The organism is Kosakonia sp. SMBL-WEM22 (assembly GCF_014490785.1).
Lineage (GTDB): Bacteria > Pseudomonadota > Gammaproteobacteria > Enterobacterales > Enterobacteriaceae > Kosakonia.
The window spans coordinates 2,579,564-2,605,316 of sequence record NZ_CP051488.1; the positions used below are offsets into that span (position 1 = coordinate 2,579,564).

Here is a 25,753-nt window from a genome sequence, read left to right on the forward strand (position 1 = left end):
CATCGCGGCTAGCAGTAAACTCCGACAAAAATTGAGGAGAATGAAAATGAGCGAGACATCTCAACCTATCGATCGTCAGTCCCTGCTTGAGTTGGCAAATCAGCTAATTCGCAATCATGATGACACCCTGGCAGGTATTGAGGCCACCGGTGTGACACAGCGTAATGGCGTCCTGGTATTTAGCGGAGAGTACTATCTGGATGAACAAGGGCTGCCGACGGGGAAAAGCACGGCGGTGTTTAATATGTTCAAATATTTAGCCCATGAACTTTCTGAAAAGTACCATCTCATCGATTAAACAAAAACGCGAGGCCTGAGCCTCGCGTTTTGCTTACATCATTGGTTTTTGTCCACGCTGCCACCAGCGCATCAGCAGATGATCGACGCTTTCCGTCGCGCTACCGGTAAAGCGCTCCAGCAACTTTTTACGCTGTTGGTAACGCACACCAATCGCTTCATGTTCCTGAATCAGCCCCAGTAATAACTCATCGCTGGTGCCGACTTCATCCACCAGCCGCTTCTCCAGCGCCTGGCTACCGTACCAGTGCTCGCCGGTCGCTACCTGCTCAATATCAAGCTGTGGTCGCATCTGGCTGACAAAATCTTTGAAGAGATCGTGAGTTTCATTAAGGTTCTCACGAAACTTTTGTCGACCCTCTTCCGTGTTTTCACCCAGCAGCGTCAGCGTGCGCTTGTACTGCCCGGCGGTATGCAGCTCAATATCAATATCTTTGCTTTTCAGGAAACGGTTGAAGTTGGGAACCTGCGCCACCACGCCAATGGAGCCAATGATGGAAAACGGCGCGGCGACAATTTTATCCGCCACGCAGGCCATCATATACCCGCCGCTGGCGGCAACTTTATCCACGGCAACGGTGAGCGGGATCTGCTTATCGCGCAGGCGCTGCAACTGCGAGGCCGCCAGACCGTATCCGTGCACCACGCCGCCCGGGCTTTCAAGACGCAGCAGTACCTGATCGTTCGGCGTGGCCACGCTCAGCACGGCGGTGATCTCTTCGCGCAGACCGTGTACTTCACCGGCATCCATGCTGCCCTTAAAGTCGAGTACGTAGACGCGCGGTTTCGCCGCATCTTTTGACACGCCCGCCTTCGCCTGCGCTTTCGCCGCTTTTGCATCAGCCTTCAGCTTTTTCTTCTGCGCTTTATGCCACTGCTTCTGCTGGTGAGCATCCATCAGGCCGACGGACATCTCCTCCTGCATCTCTTTATAGTGCTCGTTTAAGCGGGTGATCTTCAGCTCGCCGCGCTGACGTTTGCGCTGGCGCATATTCACGATCAGTGTCGCGATAATTGCTACTGCCACCACCACGGTGGCGACTTTGGCTAAAAACAGACCATATTCAGAGAGTAATTCCATGCATACCACCTCGGTGACTTCACTCAATAATCGGCTCAGTGTACATGAGCGCTGCGGGCGCGTCTCGCGCCAGACGTCGCAGCGCTTCGCCATGTAGCTGAATTTTTTAGCACTCCTTAAGGTAAAGGGTGTGTAACTCTCCCCTTCACCGATTGAAATAGCCGGACGTTTAAGGCATAAAGCCAACACGTGAAGGTGATTACAGGCTGCGGCCTGAGGAGACAGAGTGCACTATCAGCCCACACGCGACCTGCTTAACGGTCGCATCATTCTTGTCACCGGTGCCAGCGACGGTATTGGAAAAGAGGCAGCATTAACCTACGCCCGCCACGGCGCCAGCCTGATTCTGCTGGGTCGAAATGAAGAGAAACTGCGCCGCGTCGCGCAGCAGGTGAACGACGAAGGCCAGGCTGCTCAGTGGTTTATTCTCGATATGGCCACCTGCACCCCCGAAGCGTGCCAGCAGCTCGCCAGCGAAATCGCCTCCGCCACTCCCCATCTGGATGGCGTGCTGCATAACGCCGGGCTGCTCGGCGATATCTGTCCAATGAGCGAGCAGGATCCGGCTGTCTGGAACGAAGTGATACAGGTCAACGTTAACGCCACGTTCTACCTCACCCAGGCGCTGCTTCCTTTATTACTCAAATCGGACGGCGGCTCACTGGTCTTTACCTCATCCAGCGTTGGTCGCCAGGGGCGCGCCAACTGGGGTGCGTATGCCACCTCAAAGTTTGCCACCGAAGGGATGATGCAGGTGCTGGCGGAAGAGTACCAGAACCGGCTGCGCGTCAACTGTATTAACCCCGGCGGCACGCGCACCAGCATGCGCGCCAGCGCCTTCCCGACGGAAGATCCGCAGAAGCTTAAAACCCCTGCCGACATTATGCCGCTCTACTTGTGGCTGATGGGTGACGACAGCCGCCGCAAAACCGGCATGACATTCGATGCGCAACCGGGACGCAAACCGGGGATAGCCCAATGAGTGATGAACGTCATCAGCAGCGCCAGCAAAAGATAAAAGAGCACGTCGACGCACGGGTTGCCGCCGCCCAGGATGAGCGCGGGATTATGATTGTCTTCACCGGCAACGGCAAAGGCAAAACCACCGCGGCTTTCGGCACCGCCACGCGCGCCGTCGGGCATGGCAAAAAGGTGGGCGTGATTCAGTTTATTAAGGGCACCTGGCCGAACGGAGAGCGTAACTTGCTCGAGCCGTTGGGCGTTGAGTTTCAGGTAATGGCAACCGGCTTTACCTGGGACACGCAAAACCGCGAGAGCGATACCGCCGCCTGCCTCGAAGTGTGGCAGCATGCCGAGCGGATGCTGGCCGATCCGACGCTGGATATGGTGCTGCTGGATGAGTTGACCTACATGGTGGCGTACGACTATTTGCCGCTGGAAAAGGTGTTAACCGCCCTGCAAAACCGTCCGCCGATGCAGACGGTTATCATTACCGGACGCGGCTGCCATCGCGATATTCTTGAGGTGGCGGATACGGTGAGTGAGTTAAGACCGGTGAAGCATGCGTTTGAGGCGGGAGTAAAAGCGCAGATCGGCATCGATTATTAGCGATAAAAAAAGGGGCTTACGCCCCTTTGTCATTAATCGTTTTTAGTGCGTCCGCCACCAGAGCGGCGATTACCACCGGCAGGCTTACCGCCTGTAGGCTGGCTGTGACGCTTCACGGCGCGACGGATCTGGTTCGCTTTCATACGGCGGCGATCTTTCTCCACCGCGACTTTTGATTGCGTTTCCGCCTCCAGACCGACCAGCTCGCGCAGGTAGTTGGTCTGCGCCAGATCCAGCTCGGTCCAGCCGCCGCGCGGCAGCCCTTTCGGCAGCGGAATATCGCCGTAGCGTACGCGGATAAGACGGCTTACCTGCACACCGACCGCTTCCCACAGGCGACGCACTTCGCGGTTGCGTCCTTCGGTCAGCGTAACGTTGTACCACTGGTTAATGCCTTCACCGCCGCTGAATTTGATGGTCTTAAACGCTGCCGGACCATCTTCCAGCTGCACACCGCGCGACAGATCGCGCAGCTTCGCGTCATCCACTTCGCCAAATACGCGCACGGCGTATTCGCGCTCGACTTCGCGGCTCGGGTGCATCAGGCGGTTCGCCAGCTCACCGTCGGTGGTGAAAAGCAGCAGACCGCAGGTGTTAACATCCAGACGGCCAACGGCAATCCAGCGCGCACCGCGCAGTTTCGGCAGACGGTCAAACACCGTCGGGCGCCCTTCCGGATCGTTACGGGTGCAGAGCTCGCCTTCCGGTTTGTAATAAGCCAGTACGCGGCAGATCTGTTCGACGGACTCTTTCACCGAAATGAGATGACCATCGATACGGATTTTCAGCCCCGGCGTGACCTCGACGCGGTCGCCCAGCGTGGCGATTTTGCCATCAACGCTGACGCGGCCTGCCTGGATAATAGTTTCGATTTCACGGCGGGAGCCGTGGCCGGCCCGCGCCAGCACTTTCTGTAGTTTCTCGCTCATCGAGCATCCTTAATGTCGCCTTCACAGGCGTCGAATAGGGTCATCAGCCCGGCTTAAGCCGCGTCTGAAATGGCCGCGTAGTATAGCGATTTGTGCCGCTATAAGAAAGGCCTAACGTCACCGACGCCTTCACGGATCACCACCGGCGCGTCGTCGGTCAGATCGACCACCGTCGTCGGCTGCTGCCCGAGATAGCCACCGTGAATAATTAAATCTACCAGCTTCTCCATGCGATCTTTGATCTCATCAGGATCCGACTCGGTAAACTCGCTGCCCGGCAGCATCAGCGACGTTGAGAGCATAGGCTCATTGAGCGTCTCCAGCAGTGCCAGTGCAATTGGGTTTGACGGCACGCGCAGGCCGATGGTTTTACGCTTCTCCTGCAACAGGCGACGCGGCACCTCTTTTGTCCCTTTCAGGATAAAAGTGTAGTTGCCCGGCGTGTTGTTTTTAATCAGGCGAAACGCCACGTTATCCACAAAAGCATAGGTAGAGAGCTCGGAGAGATCGCGGCACATCAGCGTAAAGTTATGCCCGTCCGGCAGGTGACGAATGCGGCAAATACGCTCCATCGCCCCTTTATCTTCAAGTTTGCAGCCCAGCGCATAGCCGGAATCGGTGGGATAGACGATAACGCCGCCTTTGCGCACGATATCGACGGCCTGATTGATTAGACGCGGCTGCGGATTATCTGGATGAATATAAAAAAACTGACTCATACAACCCTCTCTGTGTCGTTCTGCGGCTGCTCCCATGCCGACCAGACGCCATCGACGCCCGCCGGAAGCCAAAGTTTGCGTCCCAGTTCAATCCAGGGACAGGGCTGATGAAAATCAGACCCCTGCGACCCTAACAGACCGAACTGACGGGCATACTCCGCCAGCTGGGTTCGCTCATTGGGAGCCTGCTGGCATTGGGCGACTTCCATCGCCTCACCGCCGCATTGAGCAAAATGCGCCAGCAGTCTCTTAAGCCATTTGGCAGAAAGATTATAACGCCCGGGATGGGCCATTACCGCCGTTCCGCCAGAATGATGAATTACATCAATGGCTTGTTCTATTGTACACCACTGAGGCGGAACGTAACCCGTTTTGCCGCGGGCAAGATACTTTTTGAAGACATCAGCCATATTGCTTGCTTTGCCCTGCTCAACCAGAAAACGGGCGAAATGGCCGCGCGTAACATTTGCCCCCTGCGCCAGACGCATCGCGCCTTCCAGCGCGCCGGGAATATGCGCTTTTTCCAGCCGCCCGGCAATAAGCTTTGCGCGCTCGGTGCGGCGCTGTGATTGCTGCTCAAGAAAATCACGCATCGCCGGGTGGTCAATATCAATATTGAGCCCAACAATGTGAATCTCATGATTTTCCCATAGCGTTGAGATCTCCACCCCGCTGATTAAATTGAGATCCAGCCCGGCACGAGCGATTTCAGCGCGTGCGGCAGGAATGGCGTCGGTGGTGTCGTGATCGGTGATCGCCAGCGTACCGATGCGCATCTCAACCGCGCGGTGCACCAGCGCCTCGGGGGAGAGCAGGCCATCAGAGGCGAGCGTGTGACTGTGAAGATCGTAAATAATGGCGTAATTCGTGTCGCTCAAAGCGGCTCCGCTAATTCATCAAACTGCAATTTGTGACCTATCATAACGGGTAGCACACATTTTCTGAATTCATGGTTGACTTTCTTTTCATGAACCAGTTAACTAGTACGCAAGTTCACTCGACAACGGTATCGCAAAAATGAATGCACATCTCTTTAACAATCGCTGGTGGCGCACCCCCTGTTAAGGGCTTTGTGATCACGTGCGCATTCAGCATACCGATACCAGCCCGCTTTTTTTCAGCGGGCTTTTTTTTGAACAAATTAATGAGAGCGATGCAGATGCAAAAACCAGCACTCGACCTTCTGACCACCCAGGCGCGTTACCATAACAACCCAACGGCGCTGTTCCACCAGCTGTGCGACGCCCGTCCCGCAACCCTGCTGCTTGAGTCCGCCGATATCGACAGCAAAGACGATCTGAAAAGCCTGCTGCTGGTCGACAGTGCGCTGCGCATTACCGCATTAGGTGACACTGTCACTCTGACCGCGCTGACCGCTAACGGCGCAGCGTTGCTGACACTGCTCGATACAGTGCTGCCTTCGGGCGTTGAAAATCACGTGCTGGAAAATGGCCGTGAGCTGCGTTTTCCGGCGGTCAGCCAGCTTCTTGATGAAGATGCCCGCCTCTGCTCGCTCTCGGTGTTTGATGCGTTTCGTCTGCTGCAAGGGCTGGTTGAACTGCCAGCGGATGAGCGGGAAGCGATGTTTTTCGGTGGCCTGTTTGCTTATGACCTGGTGGCCGGTTTTGAAGATCTGCCGGCGCTGAAACATGACCGCAACTGCCCGGACTACTGCTTCTATCTCGCCGAAACCTTACTGGTGATCGACCACCAGAAAAAAGAGACGCGCATTCAGGCAAGCCTTTTTACCCCGTCTGCGAGCGAAAAAGATCGCCTGCTGCAACGCATTGAGACGCTGCGCCAGCAGCTTGATGCGCCGGTCACGCCGCTGCCGGTGGAGACGGTTGAACATATGCAGTGTGGCTGCAACCAGAGCGATGAGGCGTATGGTGATGTGGTACGCAAAATGCAAAAAGCAATTCGCGCCGGTGAAATTTTCCAGGTTGTGCCGTCGCGCCGTTTCACCTTGCCCTGCCCGTCGCCGCTCGCCGCGTATGAAGTGCTGAAAAAGAGCAATCCAAGCCCCTATATGTTCTTTATGCAGGATGTGGATTTCACGCTGTTCGGCGCCTCGCCGGAGAGCTCGCTGAAGTATGACGCCAGCAACCGCCAGATTGAGATCTACCCGATTGCCGGAACACGCCCGCGCGGGCGTCGCGCCGATGGTTCGCTGGATCGCGATCTCGACAGCCGCATAGAGCTTGAAATGCGTACCGACCACAAAGAGCTTTCAGAGCACTTGATGCTGGTCGACCTGGCGCGTAACGACCTAGCGCGTATTTGCACGCCGGGCAGCCGTTACGTGGCGGATCTGACGAAAGTCGACCGCTACTCCTATGTGATGCACCTGGTCTCCCGCGTGGTGGGCGAGCTGCGTCACGATCTCGATGTGCTGCACGCCTATCGCGCCTGCATGAATATGGGCACCCTCAGCGGTGCGCCGAAAGTGCGCGCCATGCAGCTGATTGCCGAAGCGGAAGGCACGCGTCGCGGTAGCTACGGCGGCGCGGTGGGTTACTTCACCGCCCATGGCGATCTTGATACCTGCATCGTCATTCGCTCTGCGTGGGTGGAGGATGGTATCGCTACTGTTCAGGCCGGTGCAGGCGTAGTGCTCGATTCTGTTCCGCAGTCTGAAGCCGATGAAACCCGTAATAAAGCTCGCGCGGTACTGCGCGCTATCGCCACCGCCCACCACGCACAGGAGATTTTCTGATGGCTGACATTCTGCTGCTCGATAATATCGACTCCTTTACTTACAACCTGGCGGATCAGCTGCGCGCAAGCGGCCATAACGTGGTGATTTACCGCAACCATGTTCCGGCTCAGACCTTAATTGATCGCCTGGCAACCATGCAAAACCCGGTGCTAATGCTCTCACCCGGCCCTGGCGCACCCTCTGAAGCGGGTTGCATGCCGGAACTGCTGACCCGTATGCGCGGTAAACTGCCGATTATCGGCATCTGCCTCGGCCACCAGGCGATTGTCGAAGCCTATGGCGGCTACGTCGGCCAGGCCGGGGAGATCTTGCATGGTAAAGCCTCCAGCATTGAGCATGATGGCCAGGCCATGTTTGCCGGCCTCAGCAACCCCTTACCGGTCGCCCGCTACCACTCGCTGGTCGGGAGTAATATTCCGGCCGGGCTCACTATCAATGCCCATTTCGATGGCATGGTGATGGCGGTACGTCATGACGCCGATCGCGTTTGCGGCTTCCAGTTCCACCCGGAATCGATTCTCACCACCCAGGGCGCGCGTCTGCTGGAGCAAACGCTGGCGTGGGCGCTGCAGAAGCTGGAGCAGGCAAACACGCTGCAGCCAATTCTGGAGAAGCTCTACCAGGCCGAGACCCTGAGCCAGCAGGAGAGCCACCAGCTCTTCTCTGCGGTAGTGCGCGGTGAGCTGAAGCCGGAGCAGTTGGCCGCGGCGCTGGTCAGCATGAAGATCCGCGGCGAGCAGCCGCAGGAGATTGCCGGGGCAGCAACCGCCCTGCTGGAAAACGCCGCGCCCTTCCCGCGCCCTGAGTACGCCTTTGCTGATATCGTCGGCACCGGCGGTGATGGCAGCAACAGTATCAATATCTCTACCGCCAGCGCCTTTGTTGCCGCCGCCTGCGGCCTGAAGGTAGCGAAGCACGGTAACCGCAGCGTCTCAAGTCGCTCAGGCTCGTCCGATCTGCTGGCGGCGTTCGGCATCAATCTGGATATGAATGCGGATAAATCCCGCTCGGCGCTTGACGAGCTTGGTGTCTGCTTCCTCTTCGCGCCGAAGTACCACACCGGGTTTCGCCACGCGATGCCGGTTCGCCAGCAGTTAAAAACCCGCACGCTGTTTAACGTGCTGGGGCCGCTTATCAACCCGGCGCACCCGCCGCTGGCGCTGATTGGCGTTTACAGCGCCGAGCTGGTGCTGCCGATTGCAGAAACCCTGCGCGTGCTCGGTTATCAACGTGCGGCGGTGGTGCACAGCGGTGGAATGGATGAGGTGTCGCTGCATGCGCCGACGGTGGTTGCGGAATTGCACGACGGCGAAATCAGAAGTTATCAGTTAACCGCGGCTGACTTTGGCTTGACCGCGTACCACCAGCAGGCGCTGGCGGGCGGCACGCCGGAAGAAAACCGTGACATTCTGACCCGCTTATTACAAGGTAAAGGCGAGCCTGCTCACGAGGCTGCCGTCGCCGCCAACGTCGCCATGTTGATGCGGCTGCATGGCAAAGAGGATCTGAAGGCTAACGCGCAACAGGTACTGGACGTCCTGCACAGCGGAGCCGCTTACGACAAAGTCACCGCACTTGCGGCAAGAGGGTAAACAATGCAGACCGTTTTAGCGAAAATCGTCGCCGACAAAGCTGTATGGGTTGCGGCGCGCAAGGAGCAACAACCGCTGGCCTCTTTTCAGAATGAGGTGCAGCCAAGCACACGCCACTTCTATGACGCACTACGCGGAACACATACCGTGTTTATCCTCGAGTGCAAAAAAGCATCACCCTCGAAAGGGGTGATCCGTGCCGATTTCGACCCGGCGCGCATTGCTGATATCTATCAGCATCACGCCTCCGCGATTTCGGTGCTGACCGATGAAAAATATTTCCAGGGCAGCTTCGACTTCCTGCGTACCGTCAGCGAAATCGCGCCGCAGCCGGTGCTGTGCAAAGATTTTATTATCGATGCCTATCAGATTTACCTGGCGCGCTACTACCATGCCGACGCCTGCCTCTTGATGCTCTCGGTGCTGGATGATGAGCAGTACCGCACGCTTTCCGCCGTGGCGCACAGCCTCAATATGGGCGTGCTGACCGAAGTGAGTAATGAAGAGGAGCTGGAGCGCGCAATCGCGCTGGGCGCTAAAGTTGTCGGCATCAATAACCGTGACTTGCGCGACCTCTCAATCGATCTTAATCGCACCCGAGAACTGGCGCCGCGTCTTGGCGCAGGCGTAACGGTGATCAGCGAGTCTGGCATCAACACCTATGCGCAGGTGCGTGAATTGAGCCACTTCGCTAACGGCTTTTTGATTGGCTCCGCGCTGATGTCACACGATGATCTGGATGCGGCGGTAAAACGCGTCCTGCTGGGTGAAAATAAAGTGTGTGGTTTAACCCGTGCCGAAGATGCCCAGGCCGCGTATGACGCCGGAGCCATTTACGGTGGGCTGATTTTTGTTGCTGCCTCGCCGCGCGCAGTGAGCGTTGATCGGGCAGAAAAAGTGATGCAGGGCGCACCGCTAAGTTATGTTGGCGTGTTCCGTAATGCCCCTGTCGATGAGGTCGCAGCGACGGCAGCTAAACTTAAGCTGAGTGCCGTTCAGTTGCACGGCGACGAAGATCAGGCCTATATCTCCGCCCTGCGCGCGCAGCTTGGCGAGCAGACGCAAATCTGGAAAGCCCTTAGTGTCACCACTGCGCTGCCGCCGCGTAACCTGGAGCACGTAGACAAATATGTGCTGGATAATGGCCAGGGCGGTACGGGGAAAAGTTTTGACTGGTCGCTGCTGACCGGCGAGACGCTCGACAATGTTCTGCTGGCCGGTGGTCTTGGCGCGGATAACTGCGTACAGGCGGCGAAAGCTGGCTGTGCCGGATTAGATTTCAATTCTGGCGTAGAGTCGGAGCCGGGTATTAAAGACGCCAGTAAACTGGCCTCGGTGTTCCGCACGCTGCGTGCATATTAAGGAAGCAAGATGACGACACTACTGAACCCCTACTTTGGCGAATTTGGCGGCATGTACGTTCCGCAAATTTTGATGCCCGCGCTGCGCCAGCTGGAAGAAGCGTTTGTCAGCGCCCAGAGCGATGCGGCGTTCCAGCAGCAGTTTAACGATCTGCTAAAAAACTATGCTGGGCGCCCGACGGCGCTGACTAAATGTCAGAATCTGACCGCTGGCACCCGCACTACCCTCTACCTCAAACGTGAAGATCTGCTCCACGGCGGCGCGCACAAAACCAACCAGGTACTGGGCCAGGCGCTGCTGGCAAAACGGATGGGCAAAACCGAGATTATCGCCGAAACCGGCGCGGGACAGCATGGCGTGGCCTCTGCGCTTGCCAGCGCCCTGCTCGGCCTTAAATGCCGTATCTATATGGGCGCAAAAGATGTCGAACGCCAGTCGCCGAACGTCTTTCGTATGCGACTGATGGGCGCGGAAGTGATCCCGGTGCATAGCGGTTCAGCCACCCTGAAAGATGCCTGTAACGAAGCGCTGCGCGACTGGTCCGGCAGCTACGAAACCGCGCACTATATGCTTGGCACCGCGGCAGGCCCGCACCCCTTCCCGACCATTGTGCGCGAGTTCCAGCGCATGATTGGCGAAGAGACTAAAGCACAGATCCTCGAAAAAGAGGGACGCCTGCCGGATGCGGTGATCGCTTGTGTTGGCGGCGGCTCCAACGCCATCGGCATGTTTGCTGATTTTATCGAAGAGAGCGCTGTCGGCCTGATTGGCGTGGAGCCTGCCGGCCACGGCATTGAGTCTGGTGAACACGGCGCGCCGCTGAAACATGGTCGTGTCGGCATCTACTTTGGCATGAAATCGCCGATGATGCAGACTGAAGATGGGCAGATTGAGGAGTCCTACTCCATCTCCGCCGGGCTTGATTTCCCGTCTGTGGGGCCACAGCATGCCCATCTCAACAGTATCGGTCGCGCAGAATATGTCTCGATTACCGATGATGAGGCGCTGGAGGCATTCAAAACCCTCTGCCGCCATGAAGGTATTATTCCGGCACTGGAGTCCTCCCACGCACTGGCGCATGCGCTGAAGATGATGCGCGATAACCCTGAGAAAGAGCAGTTGCTGGTAGTTAACCTCTCCGGGCGCGGCGACAAAGATATCTTCACCGTCCATGACATTCTGAAAGCGCGAGGCGAAATCTGATGGAACGCTATGACAACCTCTTCAACCAGCTCAACGCGCGCCGGGAAGGTGCCTTTGTCCCGTTTGTCACCCTTGGCGATCCGGAACCTGGCCTGTCGTTAAAGATTATTGATGCACTGATCGAAGGCGGCGCGGATGCGCTGGAGCTGGGCATCCCTTTCTCCGATCCGCTGGCGGATGGCCCGACCATTCAGAGTGCGACGCTGCGCGCCTTTGCCGCGGGCGTAACGGTCGCTCAATGTTTTGAAATGCTGGCGACGATCCGCCAGAAACATCCGACAATCCCGATTGGCCTGCTGATGTATGCCAACCTGGTCTTCAGCCGCGGCGTAGATGAGTTTTATGCCCAGTGCGCCAGCGTTGGCGTCGATTCAGTGCTGGTCGCCGACGTACCAATCGAGGAGTCCACACCGTTCCGCCAGGCGGCGATGCGCCATAATATCGCGCCTATCTTTATCTGCCCACCGAATGCCGATGACGATCTGCTTCGCCAGATTGCCTCTTACGGTCGCGGATACACCTATCTGCTTTCGCGTGCAGGCGTGACCGGGGCGGAGAACCGCGCGGCGCTGCCGCTGCATCATCTGGTAGAGAAACTGACGGAGTATCATGCGGCACCTGCGCTGCAGGGCTTTGGCATCTCTGCGCCGGATCAGGTGGCCGCAGCAATTGAAGCCGGTGCGGCGGGCGCAATTTCCGGTTCGGCGATAGTGAAGATTATCGAGAGCAATCTGGATAACCCGACCACGATGCTGGCCGAGCTGAAAGAGTTTGTGCAGCAGCTGAAAGCCGCCACGCTGGCGAGCTAAGCGGTAAATAAACGGAAACGGGTCTGCAAAGGCCTGTTTCCGTTGTCACCATCAGAAACGGTAACCGGCAGAGAACATGAAGACCCACGGATCGAGACGGGTGTGCACATTCTGCTGAACGCCGTTCTGCTTAAAGCGCACATCGGTATCGATATCCATCCACCACACCGACATGTTGATCAGCCAGTCTCGGTTAATCAGATAATCGACGCCCGCCTGTCCCGCTACGCCCCATGAATCTTTTAAACTCAAATCAGTAAGCCCTGCGTTTTTGCCGGTAGAGTTGAATTTTTCATCAAAAAAGGTGGTGTAGTTAATGCCTGCGCCAAGGTACGGACGCACTTTGCTCTGGGCATCAAAGAAATACCACTGTGCCATTAGCGAAGGCGGCAGATGGCTTACGGTAGCCAGATCGCCGGTCGGCGCGGTACCGACATGGTGACGGAACGGCGTTGCCGCCAGCAGTTCAATACCGACATTATCCGTTGCCATCCATGTCATGGTCAGGCCAAGCTGCGTGTTGTTATCGACATTAAAACTGCCCAGCGCGCCTAAAACGTTATCTGAACCTTCCGTTGGACGGACGGTGGCCGAACCGGCCCGGATGAAAAACTCGCCTGCGTCGTGCGCGTATGCGCCCCCGGAAAGGGTGCTGAGGATCAGTGCTGCCACGGCTAACTTCTTCATATCCACTCCATGTTTGAGGTTTTATCGCCGCGCACTATACCTGGTATTAGGTAGGATGTGATCCCATACAGATCACACTTGACCCTGTAATTTAACATTCATTGATCTGGGTTAATTTTTGCGTTTCGTTACACTCCTTAACTTTTGTTGTTGCATCAATTTTTGCTTTATCAAGGCAAAAAATATTCCTCTTGCCCCCTCTTGTGCGCCCGATTCGGCAGCGATAATTTATCTGCCTGACTTTTCCTGTTGATGCGTCGTTAAGTGCAGGTGCGCTATGAGTGATCTCAACCCGTGCATGTCGTGCGGAGCCTGTTGTGCGTATTTTCGTGTCTCTTTCTACTGGGCTGAAGCGGATGATGCTGGCGGGCCCGTTCCGGTTCAATTAACTGAGCCTCTCACCCCTTTTTTGCGCTGTATGAGCGGAACCAACCAAAAACAGAGCCGCTGTGCGGGACTGATCGGTACCCCGGGCGAAAACGCTACCTGCAGCATTTATGCACAGCGCCCCTCTCCGTGCCGTGAATTTCAGATGTCAGGCGAAGAGGGCCAGGTAAATGAAGCCTGCGATCGGGCGCGGGCACGCTACGGTTTAGCGCCTCTTTACAAAGATATGCTTTTCCATACAAGGGGTGATGCTGCCACTGAGGACCTATTCGGGGTACAATCGCCCGTCAATTAATATCGCCCTACTCAAGGAGAGTGCATGTCTATCACGGCGAAATCCGTTTACCGTGACACGGGGAATTTTTTTCGTAATCATTTCATTACGATTTTACTGATTGTACTGTTGTGTACTTTTATCACTGCGGTCATTGGACACGTCCTTTCACCTGGTGAAGAGCAGTTCTCCAGCGTGATGGATGCTGACAACCTGGCGGGCATGAACAACCCGTTCGAGCTGGTGCAGAATATGACGCCGGAACAGCAGAAGATGCTGTTGCATGCCTCAGCTGCCGCAACCATTGCAGGTTTGACGGGTGTTTCGCTTCTGGCAGGCGCACTTGTGCTGCTGATGCAGATGGTTTCTGCAGGGCAACATGTCAGCGCGTTACGCGCATTGGGTGCCAGCGTGCCGATGGTACCGAAGCTCTTTTTACTGCTTCTGCTGACCATTTTTATTGTGCAGTTGGGCATGCTGTTTCTTTACGTTCCGGGCATATTCCTGGCGATCTTCCTCGCCTTTGCACCAATTATGCTGGTGCAGGAGAAGATGGGCGTCTTTGCCGCTATGCGCAGCAGTATGCGGCTGAGCCGGGCAAATATGCGTCTCGTTGCTCCGCCAGTTGTGGCCTGGCTACTGGCGAAATTCATGCTTTTAAGGTACGGCCACTTCCTCATGGTGTTTACCCAGGAAGGTGGTGCGGCGATTGCAAATGGTCTGAGCAATCTCTTTTCGGCAGTGCTCCTGATTTATCTTTTCCGCCTCTATATGTTGATGCGCAAATAATTATCCCGCTCACCCATTCGGGTGACCCTTTTGATGGAATCGTAGAATGAAGCAGTTTCTTGATTTTCTGCCGCTGGCCCTCTTTTTTGTGGTCTATAAGATGTACGACATTTTTACCGCCACTAAGGTGTTAATTGTCGCTTCGGCCATCGTGCTGATCTACGGCTGGATCCGCTATCGCAAGGTCGAAAAAGTCGCGCTCATCACCTTCGTGCTGGTTGCGGTGTTTGGCGGTCTGACAATTAAATTCCATGATGTGGAATTTATTAAGTGGAAAGTGACGGTGATCTACGGTCTCTTTGCCACCGCGCTGCTCTTCAGCCAGTGGGTGATGAAGAAGACACTGATCCAGCGCATGCTGGGCAAAGAGTTGACGCTACCTGACGCCGTCTGGTCGAAGCTTAACATCGCCTGGGCGCTCTTCTTTATCGTCTGCGGGCTGGCGAATATCTATATCGCTTTCTGGCTGCCGTTCGACGTGTGGGTCAATTTTAAGGTCTTTGGCCTGACTATTCTCACCCTGCTGTTTACCGTGCTGAGCGGTGTCTATATCTACCGGCACATGCCGGCGCAGGACGAGAAATCCTGATGCTAAAAGCCAGGCGCAATGCCTGGCTTTTTTCTTTCCGAATCTGCCACATTCGTAGTAGCATCCCGCCGGAAATCCCTCGTCACAGAAGAGATAATAATGACAACGTCTTCAACTGCGCCTCAGGGCGAACTTGTATTACGCACACTGGCAATGCCCGCCGACACCAATGCTAATGGCGATATTTTTGGCGGCTGGTTAATGTCGCAAATGGATATGGGCGGTGCGATTCAGGCGAAAGAGATTGCCCACGGGCGTGTCGTAACCGTGCGCGTAGATGGCATGACCTTCCTGCGGCCAGTCGCCGTCGGCGATGTGGTCTGCTGCTATGCCCGCTGCGTCAAACGCGGTAATACCTCCATCACAATCAATGTTGAAGTGTGGGTGAAAAAAGTGATGTCGGAACCGATTGGTCAGCGCTATAAAGCCACCGAAGCGCTGTTTATCTATGTCGCGGTGGACAGTGAGGGCAAACCTCGCCCGCTGCCCGCACAGCCATAAAAAAAGCCTCCGCAGGGAGGCTTTTCTCTTTATTCCATCGACGTGCTGCCGTCGAGGCGGAAGACCACGTTAACGATCAGCCCTGAGCCGGGCTTACCGGCCTCGTAGCGCCATTTGCGCATTGCGGCTTTCACTTCACGCTCGAACATATTCGCCGGCTGCGCCGAGAGGATCTGCACATTCTCTACGCGACCGTCTGCCGTGACGTCAAATTTCACTTTTACACGCCCCTCAATACGCAGCGCTTGCGCACGCGGCGGATATTGCGGCTGATTGCGGCTTAACGCGCGCGGGCCTGCCGGTACTGATGGTGCCGGTTTTGTCGCTGTTGAGGTCGTGGCGCTTGCCGCCGGACGCGACGGAGCACTGTTCTCAAACGGATTCGCCTGCTGCGTCTCAACCGGTTTACTTTCGCGCTTCGGCTGCTCCACTTTTTTCACCGGCTTCGGTTTAGGCTTCGGTTTAGGTTTGGGTTTGGGCTTCGGCTTCTCAATCACCACCGGCGCCTCTTTGGGCGGCTCGGGGATCGGCTCTGGCTCGACGACCGGTTCTGGTTCTGGCTCAACAACCGGCTGTGGCGGTGCCGGGGCGGGAGCAGGCTCCAGCTCCGCGGGCGACACCATGGTGACAGAGATAGGCTGCGCGGGTGCGGGCAGTTCAACAACCTGATGTACCGAGGTATAAAGCAGACCCGCCACAACAGCACCGTGAATGGCGACGGAGAGCAGCGTCGGCCAGGGAAAGCGGCGAGGTAAATCCAGGGTCATTGAAGTCATAATCATGTCAGTTAAAAAACCAGGGCTCGATTTTAAATGCAAATAGCAATCATATTCAACAAGCCAGTCTGGTACAGATCAAATTTGTCGTCGATCGGGGTAAAAAAGCCCCGTTAATTGGCAGGGTTGCCCGCCCGTTGCAATCTTTGCATTGCAGTCACTGCACCTTTCACTTACGTTATGGCTTTCTAAAAAATCAGGAGCTTGCTCTGTGCTATACGTTATTTTTGCTGAAGATATTGCCGATTCTCTGGAAAAACGCCTCTCCGTACGCCCGGCCCACCTCGCACGCCTGCAACTGCTGCGCGATGAAGGCCGTCTGTTAACCGCAGGTCCTCTTCCCGCCGTCGACAGTAACGATCCCGGCGCAGCAGGTTTTAGTGGTTCAACGGTTATTGCTGAATTTGAATCACTGGAGGCGGCGAAATCCTGGGCGGAAGCCGATCCCTACGTGGCGGCGGGTGTCTATAAAAGTGTGACGGTCAAACCTTATAAAAAAGTTTTCTGAGTCACTACGGGGCAATGCTGTCATTGCCCCACATAGTTTCAGCGCTTGCTTAACGCTAAGCGGGTAGCAAAAAGCAGGAAAATGATGCCTGTACAGCGATCCATCCAGCGAATCACCCGCGGCTTGCGCAGGAAGGCCGACAGGGGGCGGGTCGCCGAAATTAACGCCGTTGACCAGCATGTGCCAATCAGCACATGAATCATTACCAGCCCAAATGTCCAGGCAATAAGTGGTTGCCCGTGAGGAATAAATTGCGGCAGAAACGACACATAAAAAATCCCCATCTTCGGGTTAAGTACATTTCCAAGCATCCCTTTGATAAACCAGTTCTGCGAAGCGTTCTCAACGCTATTGATCCCGCTCAATGTCCCGCGCGGACGCAGTAGCATATTTAATCCTAACCAACATAAGTACGCGGCACCGCAATATTTGAGCACGTTATAGGCGAGTTCCGAGACGGCAATCAGCGCCCCAAGGCCGAATGCCACCATCGCGCCCCAGATCAGGCACCCGGCATTGATCCCCAACTGTGCCTGAAAAGCCTGCTTACGCCCTTCTACCGTCGCGGTACGCAAGATCAGCGCGGTATCAAGACCTGGCGTGAGGGTTAAGAGCGTAGCAGCGAAGGTAAACGCCAGAAGGGTGTCGATCACTGACATTGTCTCTCTCCTGAAATTAAAGGGCTAAAAACGACCACGGGCACCTTTTCGGTGCCCGGGCTTCAGATATCGTAGATGGCAAATAGCAGCACATTACGATGGCGATTAATACCGCATTTCCTGATGCTGTGGATTCGCATATTACGGCGGGACTGCGCTTCCAGCCAGCGCGCTTTCCGGCGGCCAACCTGACGCAGCATACGCCAGCGCCCCACTTCCGTTCGACTACGCTTCATTGTTACAACTCTATACAAAATAGAAGCAGCCATTATAGTCTGTCCCCTCTTTCAGGCCAGCGCTTTTCGGCGTTTTTATTTGCCAGATGAATTCGTATGCGTAAACTCGTCTGATACAGATTGTAAAAGGATTTTTGTCGATGTCCGCGTTTTACACCGTAATGAGTTGGCTCATTGTTGTTGGTTACTGGTTGCTTATTGCTGGTGTTACGCTGCGTATTCTGATGAAGCGCCGGGCGGTCACCTCGGCCATGGCGTGGCTGCTTATCATCTATATCCTGCCGCTGGTGGGAATTATTGCTTACCTCTCTCTTGGCGAACTGCATCTCGGTAAACGGCGTGCGGAGCGCGCGCGGGCAATGTGGCCCTCGACCGCTAAATGGCTGAGCGATCTTAAACACTTCAACCATATCTTCGCCACCGAGAACAGCAGCGTTGCCTCCTCGCTGTTTAAGCTGTGCGAGCGCCGCCAGGGGATCGCCGGGGTAAAAGGCAACCAGTTGCAACTGCTGACCACGTCAGATGATGTGATGCAGGCGCTAATCCGCGATATCCAGCTCGCCCGCCACAATATCGAAATGGTCTTCTATATCTGGCAGCCGGGCGGTATGGCTGACCAGGTGGCGGAGTCGCTGATGGCGGCAGCGCGCCGCGGCGTACACTGTCGTCTGCTTCTCGACTCAGCGGGCAGCGTCGCCTTCTTCCGCAGCCCATGGGCAGGAATGATGCGCAATGCCGGCATTGATGTCGTCGAGGCGCTGAAGGTCAACTTGATGCGTGTTTTTCTGCGCCGTATGGATCTGCGTCAGCACCGCAAAATCGTGCTGATCGATAACTATATTGCCTATACCGGCAGCATGAACATGGTCGATCCGCGCTACTTTAAACAGGATTCCGGCGTCGGCCAGTGGGTCGACCTGATGGCGCGCATGGAGGGTCCCATCGCCACGGCAATGGGCATCGTCTACTCCTGCGACTGGGAGATTGAGACCGGCAAGCGCATTCTGCCGCCACCGCCCGATGCCAATATCATGCCATTTGAAGAGGCCAGCGGGCATACCATTCACACCATTGCCTCGGGGCCTGGCTTCCCGGAGGATTTGATCCACCAGGCGCTGCTGACGGCGGTGTATGCCTCGCGTGAATATTTGATCATGACCACACCCTACTTCGTCCCCAGCGACGATTTGCTGCATGCGATTTGTACCGCCGCGCAGCGTGGTGTGGATGTGAGTATTATTCTGCCGCGCAAAAATGATTCCGTGCTGGTCGGTTGGGCCAGCCGCGCCTTCTTTACCGAGCTGCTGGCCGCCGGGGTAAAGATCTACCAGTTTGAAGGCGGATTGCTGCATACCAAAAGTGTGCTGGTTGACGGCGAGTTGAGCCTGGTCGGCACGGTGAATCTTGATATGCGCAGCCTGTGGCTAAATTTTGAGATCACGCTGGTGATTGATGATGCGGGCTTTGGCGGCGATCTGGCGGCGGTGCAGGATGATTACATCTCCCGCTCGCGTTTACTGGATGCGCGCTTATGGGTAAAACGCCCCTTCTGGCACCGCATTGCTGAACGACTGTTTTACTTCTTTAGTCCGTTGCTGTAAAACGTGCCCAACAGACGTGATGAGGTAATTTATGGAAATGGACCTGAATAACCGCCTGACGGAAGATGAAACGCTTGAGCAAGCCTATGACATCTTCCTGGAGCTGGCGGCGGACAACCTGGATCCGGCAGACATCATTCTTTTCAACCTGCAGTTTGAAGAGCGTGGCGGTGCCGAACTGTTCGATCCCGGCGAGGACTGGCAGGAGCATGTTGATTACGATTTAAACCCGGACTTCTTTGCAGAGGTGGTTATTGGCCTGGCGGAAACGGATGGCGGTGAGCTGAATGATGTCTTTGCGCGCGTGCTGTTGTGCCGCGAGAAAGACCATAAGCTGTGCCATATTCTCTGGCGCGAATAAGCACCGAAAAGAAAAAGGGCTGACAATATTGTCAGCCCTTTTTTATGCCTCGCTTAAAGCGGGTCGACCTTCAGGCAGGAGACCGCGTGGCGGAAGCTGCCCTCCAGCACCGGGCGGGTTTTCGCACACTCCGGCCCGGCAATCGGGCAACGGGTGCGGAAGACGCAGCCGGATGGCGGGTTGATCGGCGATGGCAGATCCCCCTCCAGCAGCTGGATGGTTTTGTTCTTCTCGACATCCGGGTCGGGCACCGGCACCGCTGACATCAGCGCTTTGGTGTAAGGGTGCAGCGGATTCTGATACACCTCATCATAGGTGCCCAGCTCTACCGCATGGCCCAGGTACATCACCAGTACACGGTCGGAGATGTGCTTCACCACCGCCAGATCGTGGGCAATAAAGATCAGCGACAGCCCCATTTCTCGCTGTAACTGTTGCAGAAGGTTGACCACCTGCGCCTGAATCGAGACGTCGAGCGCGGAGACCGGTTCATCACAGATAATCAGCTTCGGTTCGAGGATCAGCGCGCGTGCAATGCCGATACGCTGGCATTGACCGCCGGAGAACTCATGGGGATAGCGGTTGATGAGGTTAGGCAGCAGGCCCACCTTCATCATCATCGCCTTAACCCGGTCTTTCACTTCCTGGCGCGGCATCTTCGGATGGTAGGTGCGTAGCGGCTCGGCAATGATTTCGCCGATGGTCATACGCGGGTTCAGCGACGCGAGCGGATCCTGGAAAATCATCTGGATATCGCTGCGTACGGCGCGCCACTCATCCGGGTTCATGCCCAGCAGATCGCGCCCCAGCCACGCCACTTTGCCATCGGTCGCTTTCACCAGGCCAATAATCGCGCGCGCGAAGGTTGATTTGCCGCAGCCGGATTCACCGACCACGCCAAGGGTTTCGCCTTCATAGAGGCGCAGCGTTACGCCATCAACCGCTTTCAGTGTTTTCGGCGGCTGCCAAAACCACTGTCTGCCATCTTTAATATCGAAATGCACCTTCAGATCGGCGATTTCAAGCAGCACTTTTCTCTCTTCGGTTACGGCGTTCATACTAGCTCCTCCACCGGCTTAAAGCAGGCGCGCAGACGGCCCGGCGCGAACTCTTCCAGCGGCGGCTCGTTATTACAGATCTCCATCGCGTGCGGACAGCGCGGCTGGAACGGGCAGCCTTTCGGCAGACGCAGGAGGTTTGGCGGGTTGCCCGGAATGGTCAGCATCGCTTCGCCATCGGCGTCCAGGCGCGGTACCGCATGCAGCAGGCCGATAGAGTATGGGTGCGACGGCTGATAGAAGACGTCACGCGCTTTGCCATACTCCATGGTGCGCCCGGCATACATCACCAGCACTTTATCGCAGATGCCCGCCACCACGCCGAGATCATGAGTGATCATGATGATTGCGGTGTTGAATTCGCGTTTCAACTCATTGAGCAGCGTCATGATCTGCGCCTGCACGGTCACGTCGAGCGCGGTTGTCGGTTCGTCGGCAATCAGCAGCTTCGGCCTGCAGAGCAGCGCCATGGCGATCATCACACGCTGGCGCATGCCGCCGGAGAACTCGTGCGGATACATGCGCATGCGCTTGCGCGCTTCCGGCATTTTGACCGCGTCGAGCATTCTCACCGACTCTTCAAATGCTTCGGCTTTATTCATGCCTTTGTGCAGCATTAACACTTCCATCAGCTGCTCGCCGACGCGCATATAGGGGTTCAGCGAGGTCATCGGATCCTGGAAAATCATTGAGATCTGCTCGGCGCGCAGCTTGTTCAGCGCCTGCTCCGGCAGGTTCAGGATCTCTTTGCCATTAAAGGTCGCCGAGCCGCCAATGCGCCCGTTAGAAGCCAGCAGCCCCATCAACGCAAAGGCGGTCTGGGATTTACCGGAGCCCGATTCGCCCACGATGCCCAGCGTTTCGCCAGCGCGCAGGGAGAAGTTCAGGTCGTTGACCGCGGTGACATCGCCATCCGGCGTGCCAAAGGTGACGCGGAGATCTTTCACATCCAGCAGGAGGTCCGTTTGCTGCCGCGTCGTTGACGCTACTACAGTTTCAGTCATGCTCATAACGGCACTCCTTAACGATCTTTCGGGTCGAGGGCATCACGCAGGCCATCGCCGATAAAGTTGAAACAGAACAGGGTGATCACAAGGAAACCCGCCGGGAAGAGCAGCAACCAGGGAGAAACCTCCATTGAGTTTGCGCCATCGCTTAACAGCGCCCCCCAGCTGCTGAGCGGCTCCTGCGTACCGAGGCCAAGGAAGCTCAGGAAGGATTCAAAGAGGATCATGCTCGGCACCAGCAGCGAGGCATACACCACCACCACGCCAAGTACGTTCGGTACGATATGGCGCATTACGATATTGGCGGTAGAGACCCCACCCACCTGCGCCGCTTCGATAAACTCTTTACGCTTTAGACTGAGAGTCTGGCCGCGCACAATACGCGCCATATCCAGCCAGGAGACCATGCCGATAGCCACAAAGATCAGCAGGATGTTCTGCCCGAAAAAGGTGACCAGCAGGATTACGAAGAACATAAACGGGAAGGAGTTGAGGATTTCCAGCAGACGCATCATCACCGAGTCGGTTTTGCCGCCGAGGTAACCGGAGAGCGAACCGTAAAGCGTGCCGAGGACCACTGCCACCAGCGCGGCAGCAATGCCAACCATGAGCGAGATACGCCCGCCGATAGCAACACGCACCAGCAGATCGCGCCCGGAGGAGTCAGTACCGAAGTAGTGGCCTGACTCCATATCCGGCGCATTAGACATCATTGCCCAGTCGGTATCAAAATAGCTGAACTGCGACAGCATCGGTGCCAGCGTCACGAACAGCGCAATCAGCACCAGCACAAACAAGCTGGCGACCGCCGCGCGGTTATGCATAAAGCGGCGACGCGCATCCTGCCAAAGGCTACGCCCTTCGACTTCTAGCTTCTCACTGAAGTTTTCCAGCGCCTCGCTGTTTTTCTTACTTAACATCATGGCGAACTCCAGTCTCAATAACGAATTTTCGGATCGATAATGGCGTAGAGCACATCAACAATCGCGTTAAAAGTGATGGTCAGCGCGCCGACCAGAATCGTCAGGCTCAGCACCAGCGAGTAGTCGCGGTTGAGCGCGCCGTTCACGAACAGCTGACCGATGCCCGGCAAGCCGTAAATCGTTTCGATAACCATGGAGCCGGTGATGATGCCAACAAAGGCCGGGCCCATATAGGAGAGCACGGGCAGCAGCGCCGGTTTCAGCGCGTGATGGAAGATGATCCGGCGCATCGGCAGCCCTTTGGCGCGCGCGGTGCGGATGAAGTTGGAGTGCAACACTTCAATCATCGAACCACGGGTGATACGCGCGATGCTGGCGATGTAGGCGAGCGAGAGCGCAACCATCGGCAGGATCATAAATTTAGGCGCTCCGCCATTCCACCCGCCGGCTGGCAGCCACTGCAACATAATGGCGAATATCATCACCAACAGCGGTGCGACAACAAAGCTGGGTATCACTACCCCGGTCATGGCTAACCCCATTACCGTGTAGTCCCATTTGGTGTTCTGGTTCAAGGCGGCAATAACGCCTGCCGTCACGCCGAACACAATCGCGAGGATAAACGCCGCGGCGCCCAATTTGGCAGAAACCGGGAAGCTGGCCGCTACCAGATCGTTAACGGTGTAATCTTTGTATTTAAACGATGGACCAAAATCCAGATGCGCCAGCTGCTTCAGGTAGCTGAAGTACTGGGTGGTAATGGGATCGTTTAAATGATATTTCGCTTCGATATTGGCCATCACTTCTGGCGCAAGCGCACGTTCACCGGTAAATGGACTTCCCGGTGCGAGACGCATCATAAAGAACGAAATGGTAATCAGAATAAAGAGTGTTGGAATCGCTTCAAGAAAGCGACGCAGGATAAATTTCAACATTGCCCGTACCTTCTGGCCTGTGCCTTTTACACATTCTCTTTCAGGCGACCTGAGTGTCGCCTGCGACCGATGTGTGTTCTGGTGCGATAAAAATAAGACACTGTGAGGCAGGTCACCCTGCCCCACTCATTGCCATTAATGCTTGATAATATACAAGTTTTTCACGTAGATATTATCTAACGGGTCTTTACCGGTGTAGCCACCCACCCACGGTTTCACCAGACGGGCGTTCACGTAGTAGTAGACCGGAACGATCGCGGAGTCTTTATCAAGCTGCTGTTCAGCTTTGGAGTAAAGCTCAGCGCGCTGCGCTTCGTCGGTCACTTTCAGCGTGTCGCCGATCAGCTTGTCAAACGCCGCGCTCTTATAGTGCGAGGTGTTGTTCGAGCTGTCTGAAAGCATGGTGTTCAGGAAAGAGGTCGGCTCGTTGTAATCCGCGCACCAGCCGGCACGTGCAACATCAAAGGTGCCCTGATGACGCGTGTCGAGGAAGGTTTTCCACTCCTGGTTCTCCAGTTTGACGTTGGCACCGAGGTTTTTCTTCCAGATCGAGGCAACGGCAATCGCCAGTTTTTTGTGCAGATCGGAGGTGTTATACAGCAGGCTGAAGCTCAGCGGTTTGTCGGCTGTGTAACCCGCTTCGGCAAGCAGTTTTTTCGCTTCGGCGTTACGCTGCTCCTGGGTCATTTTGAACCAGGCCGGTTCGGTCAGTTTTGCACCGTCGGTATACGGCGGGGTGTAGCTGTAAGCAGGCAGGTCGCCCTGGTTTTTCACTTTATTAACGATGATGTCGCGGTCCAGCGCCAGTTTAAGGGCGGTACGCACGCGAACGTCAGTGAATGGCGCTTTCTGGTTGTTGATCTCGTAGTAATAAGTACAGAGGTACGGATCGACGTGAACTTCTTTCGGGATCTCTTTTTTCAGTTTCTGGAACAGTTCAATCGGCATGTTGTTATAGGTCATGTCAATTTCGCCGCTGCGGTAGCGGTTAACGTCCGTCACTTCTGCAGAGATTGGCAGGTAGGTCACCTGGTTAATAACGGTTTTGTCGTTGTCCCAGTAATTCGTGTTGCGCTCAAGAACGATACGTTCGTTGACCACCCAATCTTTCAGCTTATAAGCGCCGTTGGTGACGATATTGGCAGGCTGGGTCCACTTATCGCCAAATTTTTCAATCGCGGCTTTTGGCACAGCGGAAACGGAGGGGTGAACCAGCAGTTTATAGAAATAGGGAACCGGCTCGCTCAGCGTTACTTCGAAGGTATTATCATCGATCGCTTTTACGCCCAGTTCGCTGGTCGTTTTTTTACCGGCGATAACATCATCGATATTGGCAATGTGGCCATATTGCAGATAGCTGGCGTAAGGCGAGGCGGTTTTCGGATCGGCCAGGCGCTGCCAGCTGTAAACGAAGTCATGGGCCGTAACCGGCGTGCCGTCTGACCATTTGGCGTTTTTACGCAGATGGAATGTCCAGACTTTGAAATCTTTGTTTTCCCATTTTTCAGCAACACCTGCAGTCGGGTGGCCTTCAACATCGGAAATAAGCAGACCTTCAAACAGGTCGCGGTTTACGTTTGATTCCGGAACGCCCTCGATTTTATGCGGATCGAGAGATTGCACTTCAGCACCGTTATTACGCACCAGCGTCTGTTTTTCCGCCAGTTGAACGCCAGCCGGAACATCGGCCGCGAAGGCTGCGTTACCGGAAATAAGCGCCGCTAAAATACCCGCTGCAACTACGCTTTTCTTTGTGATGATGGACATTGTGTTGTGACTCCAATCATTATAATTACCGACATTTATGCCAGCTGTATCATCCCCTGTTCGGGGGCCTGAATAGCGCAGGAGCTTTTGGCGCTTTCAGACATCTTTTTTTACTTCTGCTATCACCGACTTTTTTATTACGGATCGCTCGAACGGCAATCTCGCGTCGATTCATTAACGCGCCTCCCCTGTCGAGACGCGTTGCATTGATGATATTTATTTTTCTAATTGAAAACGATTCTCAACAAATCGCTTTACGGCGTAAATTATGAGGCTGATAAAGACATTCGCCGGAAAATAACAAATGCCTGAGACCGCCGCCAATACATTTTGCAAATTTGTTAACCATTTCTCTTTTACGGCGTAGCGACGGCCGCAGTGAGATGACGACTGCGTCTCCCTGTTGTTTTTTTCT

28 protein-coding genes and 1 other annotated feature are annotated in these 25,753 nt (G+C 55.6%); of the genes, 15 read left to right on the plus strand and 13 right to left on the minus strand.

Annotated features, from left to right (window positions below):
- Positions 1 to 46: 46 nt before the first annotated feature.
- Positions 47 to 298, plus strand: coding sequence for a YciN family protein (locus HF650_RS12190; protein WP_187798908.1), 252 nt, complete (start codon positions 47 to 49; stop codon positions 296 to 298).
- Between the two features lie 33 nt (positions 299 to 331).
- Here HF650_RS12190 and sohB read toward each other — a convergent pair whose 3' ends face one another.
- Positions 332 to 1,378: a protease SohB gene (gene sohB / locus HF650_RS12195; protein ID WP_187798909.1), complete on the minus strand. Its 1,047-nt coding sequence runs from the start codon at positions 1,376 to 1,378 to the stop codon at positions 332 to 334.
- Between the two features lie 226 nt (positions 1,379 to 1,604).
- Here sohB and HF650_RS12200 point away from each other — a divergent pair, with 226 nt between their 5' ends.
- A complete protein-coding gene (locus HF650_RS12200; protein WP_187798910.1) occupies positions 1,605 to 2,360 on the plus strand; it encodes a YciK family oxidoreductase in 756 nt (251 codons plus the stop codon).
- Complete coding sequence (cobO, locus tag HF650_RS12205; RefSeq protein ID WP_187798911.1) at positions 2,357 to 2,947, plus strand: cob(I)yrinic acid a,c-diamide adenosyltransferase; 591 nt, start codon at positions 2,357 to 2,359, stop codon at positions 2,945 to 2,947. Before HF650_RS12200 ends, cobO begins: the two co-directional genes overlap by 4 nt.
- 32 nt (positions 2,948 to 2,979) lie before the next feature.
- Here the strand turns inward: cobO and rluB are convergent, their stop codons facing one another.
- The 3 genes from rluB to rnm form a co-directional block, all read right to left on the minus strand.
- On the minus strand, positions 2,980 to 3,876 hold the full coding sequence (rluB, locus tag HF650_RS12210; RefSeq protein WP_187798912.1) for a 23S rRNA pseudouridine(2605) synthase RluB: 897 nt from the start codon (positions 3,874 to 3,876) through the stop codon (positions 2,980 to 2,982).
- Between the two features lie 98 nt (positions 3,877 to 3,974).
- Positions 3,975 to 4,595, minus strand: a complete 621-nt coding sequence (locus tag HF650_RS12215; protein WP_187798913.1) for an L-threonylcarbamoyladenylate synthase — start codon at positions 4,593 to 4,595, stop codon at positions 3,975 to 3,977.
- Positions 4,592 to 5,473 (minus strand): RNase AM, encoded by an 882-nt coding sequence (gene rnm / locus HF650_RS12220; protein ID WP_187798914.1) that lies wholly within the window; start codon positions 5,471 to 5,473, stop codon positions 4,592 to 4,594. The genes HF650_RS12215 and rnm overlap by 4 nt, the downstream gene beginning before the upstream one ends.
- Before the next feature lie 160 nt (positions 5,474 to 5,633).
- Positions 5,634 to 5,729, plus strand: a sequence feature (Trp leader region).
- A 19-nt stretch (positions 5,730 to 5,748) separates the two neighbouring features.
- On the opposite strand from rnm, the gene HF650_RS12225 reads away from it, so the two are divergent.
- From HF650_RS12225 to trpA, 5 genes are read left to right on the plus strand one after another with little or no spacing between them, the layout of a single operon-like run.
- Positions 5,749 to 7,311, plus strand: coding sequence for an anthranilate synthase component 1 (locus tag HF650_RS12225; RefSeq protein WP_187798915.1), 1,563 nt, complete (start codon positions 5,749 to 5,751; stop codon positions 7,309 to 7,311).
- Complete coding sequence (gene trpD / locus HF650_RS12230; protein WP_187798916.1) at positions 7,311 to 8,906, plus strand: bifunctional anthranilate synthase glutamate amidotransferase component TrpG/anthranilate phosphoribosyltransferase TrpD; 1,596 nt, start codon at positions 7,311 to 7,313, stop codon at positions 8,904 to 8,906. Before HF650_RS12225 ends, trpD begins: the two co-directional genes overlap by 1 nt.
- 3 nt (positions 8,907 to 8,909) lie before the next feature.
- Positions 8,910 to 10,268 carry a bifunctional indole-3-glycerol-phosphate synthase TrpC/phosphoribosylanthranilate isomerase TrpF gene (trpCF, locus tag HF650_RS12235; RefSeq protein WP_187798917.1) on the plus strand — a complete coding sequence of 453 codons (1,359 nt, stop codon included), beginning with the start codon at positions 8,910 to 8,912 and terminating at the stop codon, positions 10,266 to 10,268.
- A 9-nt stretch (positions 10,269 to 10,277) separates the two neighbouring features.
- Entirely contained in the window at positions 10,278 to 11,471 is a 1,194-nt protein-coding gene (trpB, locus tag HF650_RS12240; RefSeq protein WP_187798918.1) for a tryptophan synthase subunit beta, read from the plus strand.
- On the plus strand, positions 11,471 to 12,280 hold the full coding sequence (trpA, locus tag HF650_RS12245; RefSeq protein WP_187798919.1) for a tryptophan synthase subunit alpha: 810 nt from the start codon (positions 11,471 to 11,473) through the stop codon (positions 12,278 to 12,280). Before trpB ends, trpA begins: the two co-directional genes overlap by 1 nt.
- A gap of 51 nt (positions 12,281 to 12,331) precedes the next feature.
- Here the strand turns inward: trpA and ompW are convergent, their stop codons facing one another.
- Entirely contained in the window at positions 12,332 to 12,967 is a 636-nt protein-coding gene (gene ompW, locus HF650_RS12250; protein WP_187798920.1) for an outer membrane protein OmpW, read from the minus strand.
- 277 nt (positions 12,968 to 13,244) lie between these two features.
- Between ompW and HF650_RS12255 the strand changes: the two genes are divergently transcribed.
- The 4 genes from HF650_RS12255 (at position 13,245) to yciA (ending at position 15,507) form a co-directional block, all read left to right on the plus strand.
- The gene (locus HF650_RS12255; protein ID WP_187798921.1) at positions 13,245 to 13,649 is read left to right on the plus strand and encodes a YkgJ family cysteine cluster protein; all 405 of its coding nucleotides are present in this window, start codon (positions 13,245 to 13,247) and stop codon (positions 13,647 to 13,649) included.
- Between the two features lie 24 nt (positions 13,650 to 13,673).
- On the plus strand, positions 13,674 to 14,417 hold the full coding sequence (locus HF650_RS12260) for a YciC family protein (protein WP_187798922.1): 744 nt from the start codon (positions 13,674 to 13,676) through the stop codon (positions 14,415 to 14,417).
- A 46-nt stretch (positions 14,418 to 14,463) separates the two neighbouring features.
- The gene (locus HF650_RS12265) at positions 14,464 to 15,006 is read left to right on the plus strand and encodes a septation protein A (RefSeq protein ID WP_187798923.1); all 543 of its coding nucleotides are present in this window, start codon (positions 14,464 to 14,466) and stop codon (positions 15,004 to 15,006) included.
- Positions 15,007 to 15,105: 99 nt separating this feature from the next.
- Positions 15,106 to 15,507 (plus strand): acyl-CoA thioester hydrolase YciA, encoded by a 402-nt coding sequence (gene yciA / locus HF650_RS12270; protein WP_187798924.1) that lies wholly within the window; start codon positions 15,106 to 15,108, stop codon positions 15,505 to 15,507.
- Between the two features lie 29 nt (positions 15,508 to 15,536).
- On the opposite strand, the gene tonB is transcribed toward yciA, so the two are convergent.
- Complete coding sequence (gene tonB, locus HF650_RS12275) at positions 15,537 to 16,274, minus strand: TonB system transport protein TonB (protein WP_187802674.1); 738 nt, start codon at positions 16,272 to 16,274, stop codon at positions 15,537 to 15,539.
- A 220-nt stretch (positions 16,275 to 16,494) separates the two neighbouring features.
- Here tonB and HF650_RS12280 point away from each other — a divergent pair, with 220 nt between their 5' ends.
- Positions 16,495 to 16,791: a YciI family protein gene (locus HF650_RS12280; RefSeq protein ID WP_187798925.1), complete on the plus strand. Its 297-nt coding sequence runs from the start codon at positions 16,495 to 16,497 to the stop codon at positions 16,789 to 16,791.
- Between the two features lie 38 nt (positions 16,792 to 16,829).
- Here HF650_RS12280 and HF650_RS12285 read toward each other — a convergent pair whose 3' ends face one another.
- Both HF650_RS12285 and HF650_RS12290 read right to left on the minus strand, forming a co-directional pair.
- Positions 16,830 to 17,450: a LysE family translocator gene (locus HF650_RS12285; RefSeq protein WP_187798926.1), complete on the minus strand. Its 621-nt coding sequence runs from the start codon at positions 17,448 to 17,450 to the stop codon at positions 16,830 to 16,832.
- A gap of 62 nt (positions 17,451 to 17,512) precedes the next feature.
- On the minus strand, positions 17,513 to 17,686 hold the full coding sequence (locus HF650_RS12290) for a YciY family protein (RefSeq protein WP_187798927.1): 174 nt from the start codon (positions 17,684 to 17,686) through the stop codon (positions 17,513 to 17,515).
- A 140-nt stretch (positions 17,687 to 17,826) separates the two neighbouring features.
- Here HF650_RS12290 and cls point away from each other — a divergent pair, with 140 nt between their 5' ends.
- Both cls and HF650_RS12300 read left to right on the plus strand, forming a co-directional pair.
- The gene (cls, locus tag HF650_RS12295; RefSeq protein WP_187798928.1) at positions 17,827 to 19,287 is read left to right on the plus strand and encodes a cardiolipin synthase; all 1,461 of its coding nucleotides are present in this window, start codon (positions 17,827 to 17,829) and stop codon (positions 19,285 to 19,287) included.
- Positions 19,288 to 19,318: 31 nt separating this feature from the next.
- Entirely contained in the window at positions 19,319 to 19,648 is a 330-nt protein-coding gene (locus HF650_RS12300; protein WP_042713297.1) for an HI1450 family dsDNA-mimic protein, read from the plus strand.
- 53 nt (positions 19,649 to 19,701) lie between these two features.
- On the opposite strand, the gene oppF is transcribed toward HF650_RS12300, so the two are convergent.
- The 5 genes from oppF to oppA form a co-directional block, all read right to left on the minus strand.
- The gene (oppF, locus tag HF650_RS12305; RefSeq protein WP_187798929.1) at positions 19,702 to 20,706 is read right to left on the minus strand and encodes a murein tripeptide/oligopeptide ABC transporter ATP-binding protein OppF; all 1,005 of its coding nucleotides are present in this window, start codon (positions 20,704 to 20,706) and stop codon (positions 19,702 to 19,704) included.
- Positions 20,703 to 21,716, minus strand: a complete 1,014-nt coding sequence (locus tag HF650_RS12310; protein WP_187798930.1) for an ABC transporter ATP-binding protein — start codon at positions 21,714 to 21,716, stop codon at positions 20,703 to 20,705. The genes oppF and HF650_RS12310 overlap by 4 nt, the downstream gene beginning before the upstream one ends.
- Before the next feature lie 11 nt (positions 21,717 to 21,727).
- Positions 21,728 to 22,636, minus strand: a complete 909-nt coding sequence (oppC, locus tag HF650_RS12315; RefSeq protein ID WP_023478831.1) for an oligopeptide ABC transporter permease OppC — start codon at positions 22,634 to 22,636, stop codon at positions 21,728 to 21,730.
- Positions 22,637 to 22,650: 14 nt separating this feature from the next.
- Positions 22,651 to 23,571 (minus strand): oligopeptide ABC transporter permease OppB, encoded by a 921-nt coding sequence (gene oppB / locus HF650_RS12320; protein WP_187798931.1) that lies wholly within the window; start codon positions 23,569 to 23,571, stop codon positions 22,651 to 22,653.
- Positions 23,572 to 23,706: 135 nt separating this feature from the next.
- Entirely contained in the window at positions 23,707 to 25,338 is a 1,632-nt protein-coding gene (gene oppA, locus HF650_RS12325) for an oligopeptide ABC transporter substrate-binding protein OppA (RefSeq protein ID WP_187798932.1), read from the minus strand.
- Positions 25,339 to 25,753 lie beyond the last annotated feature (415 nt).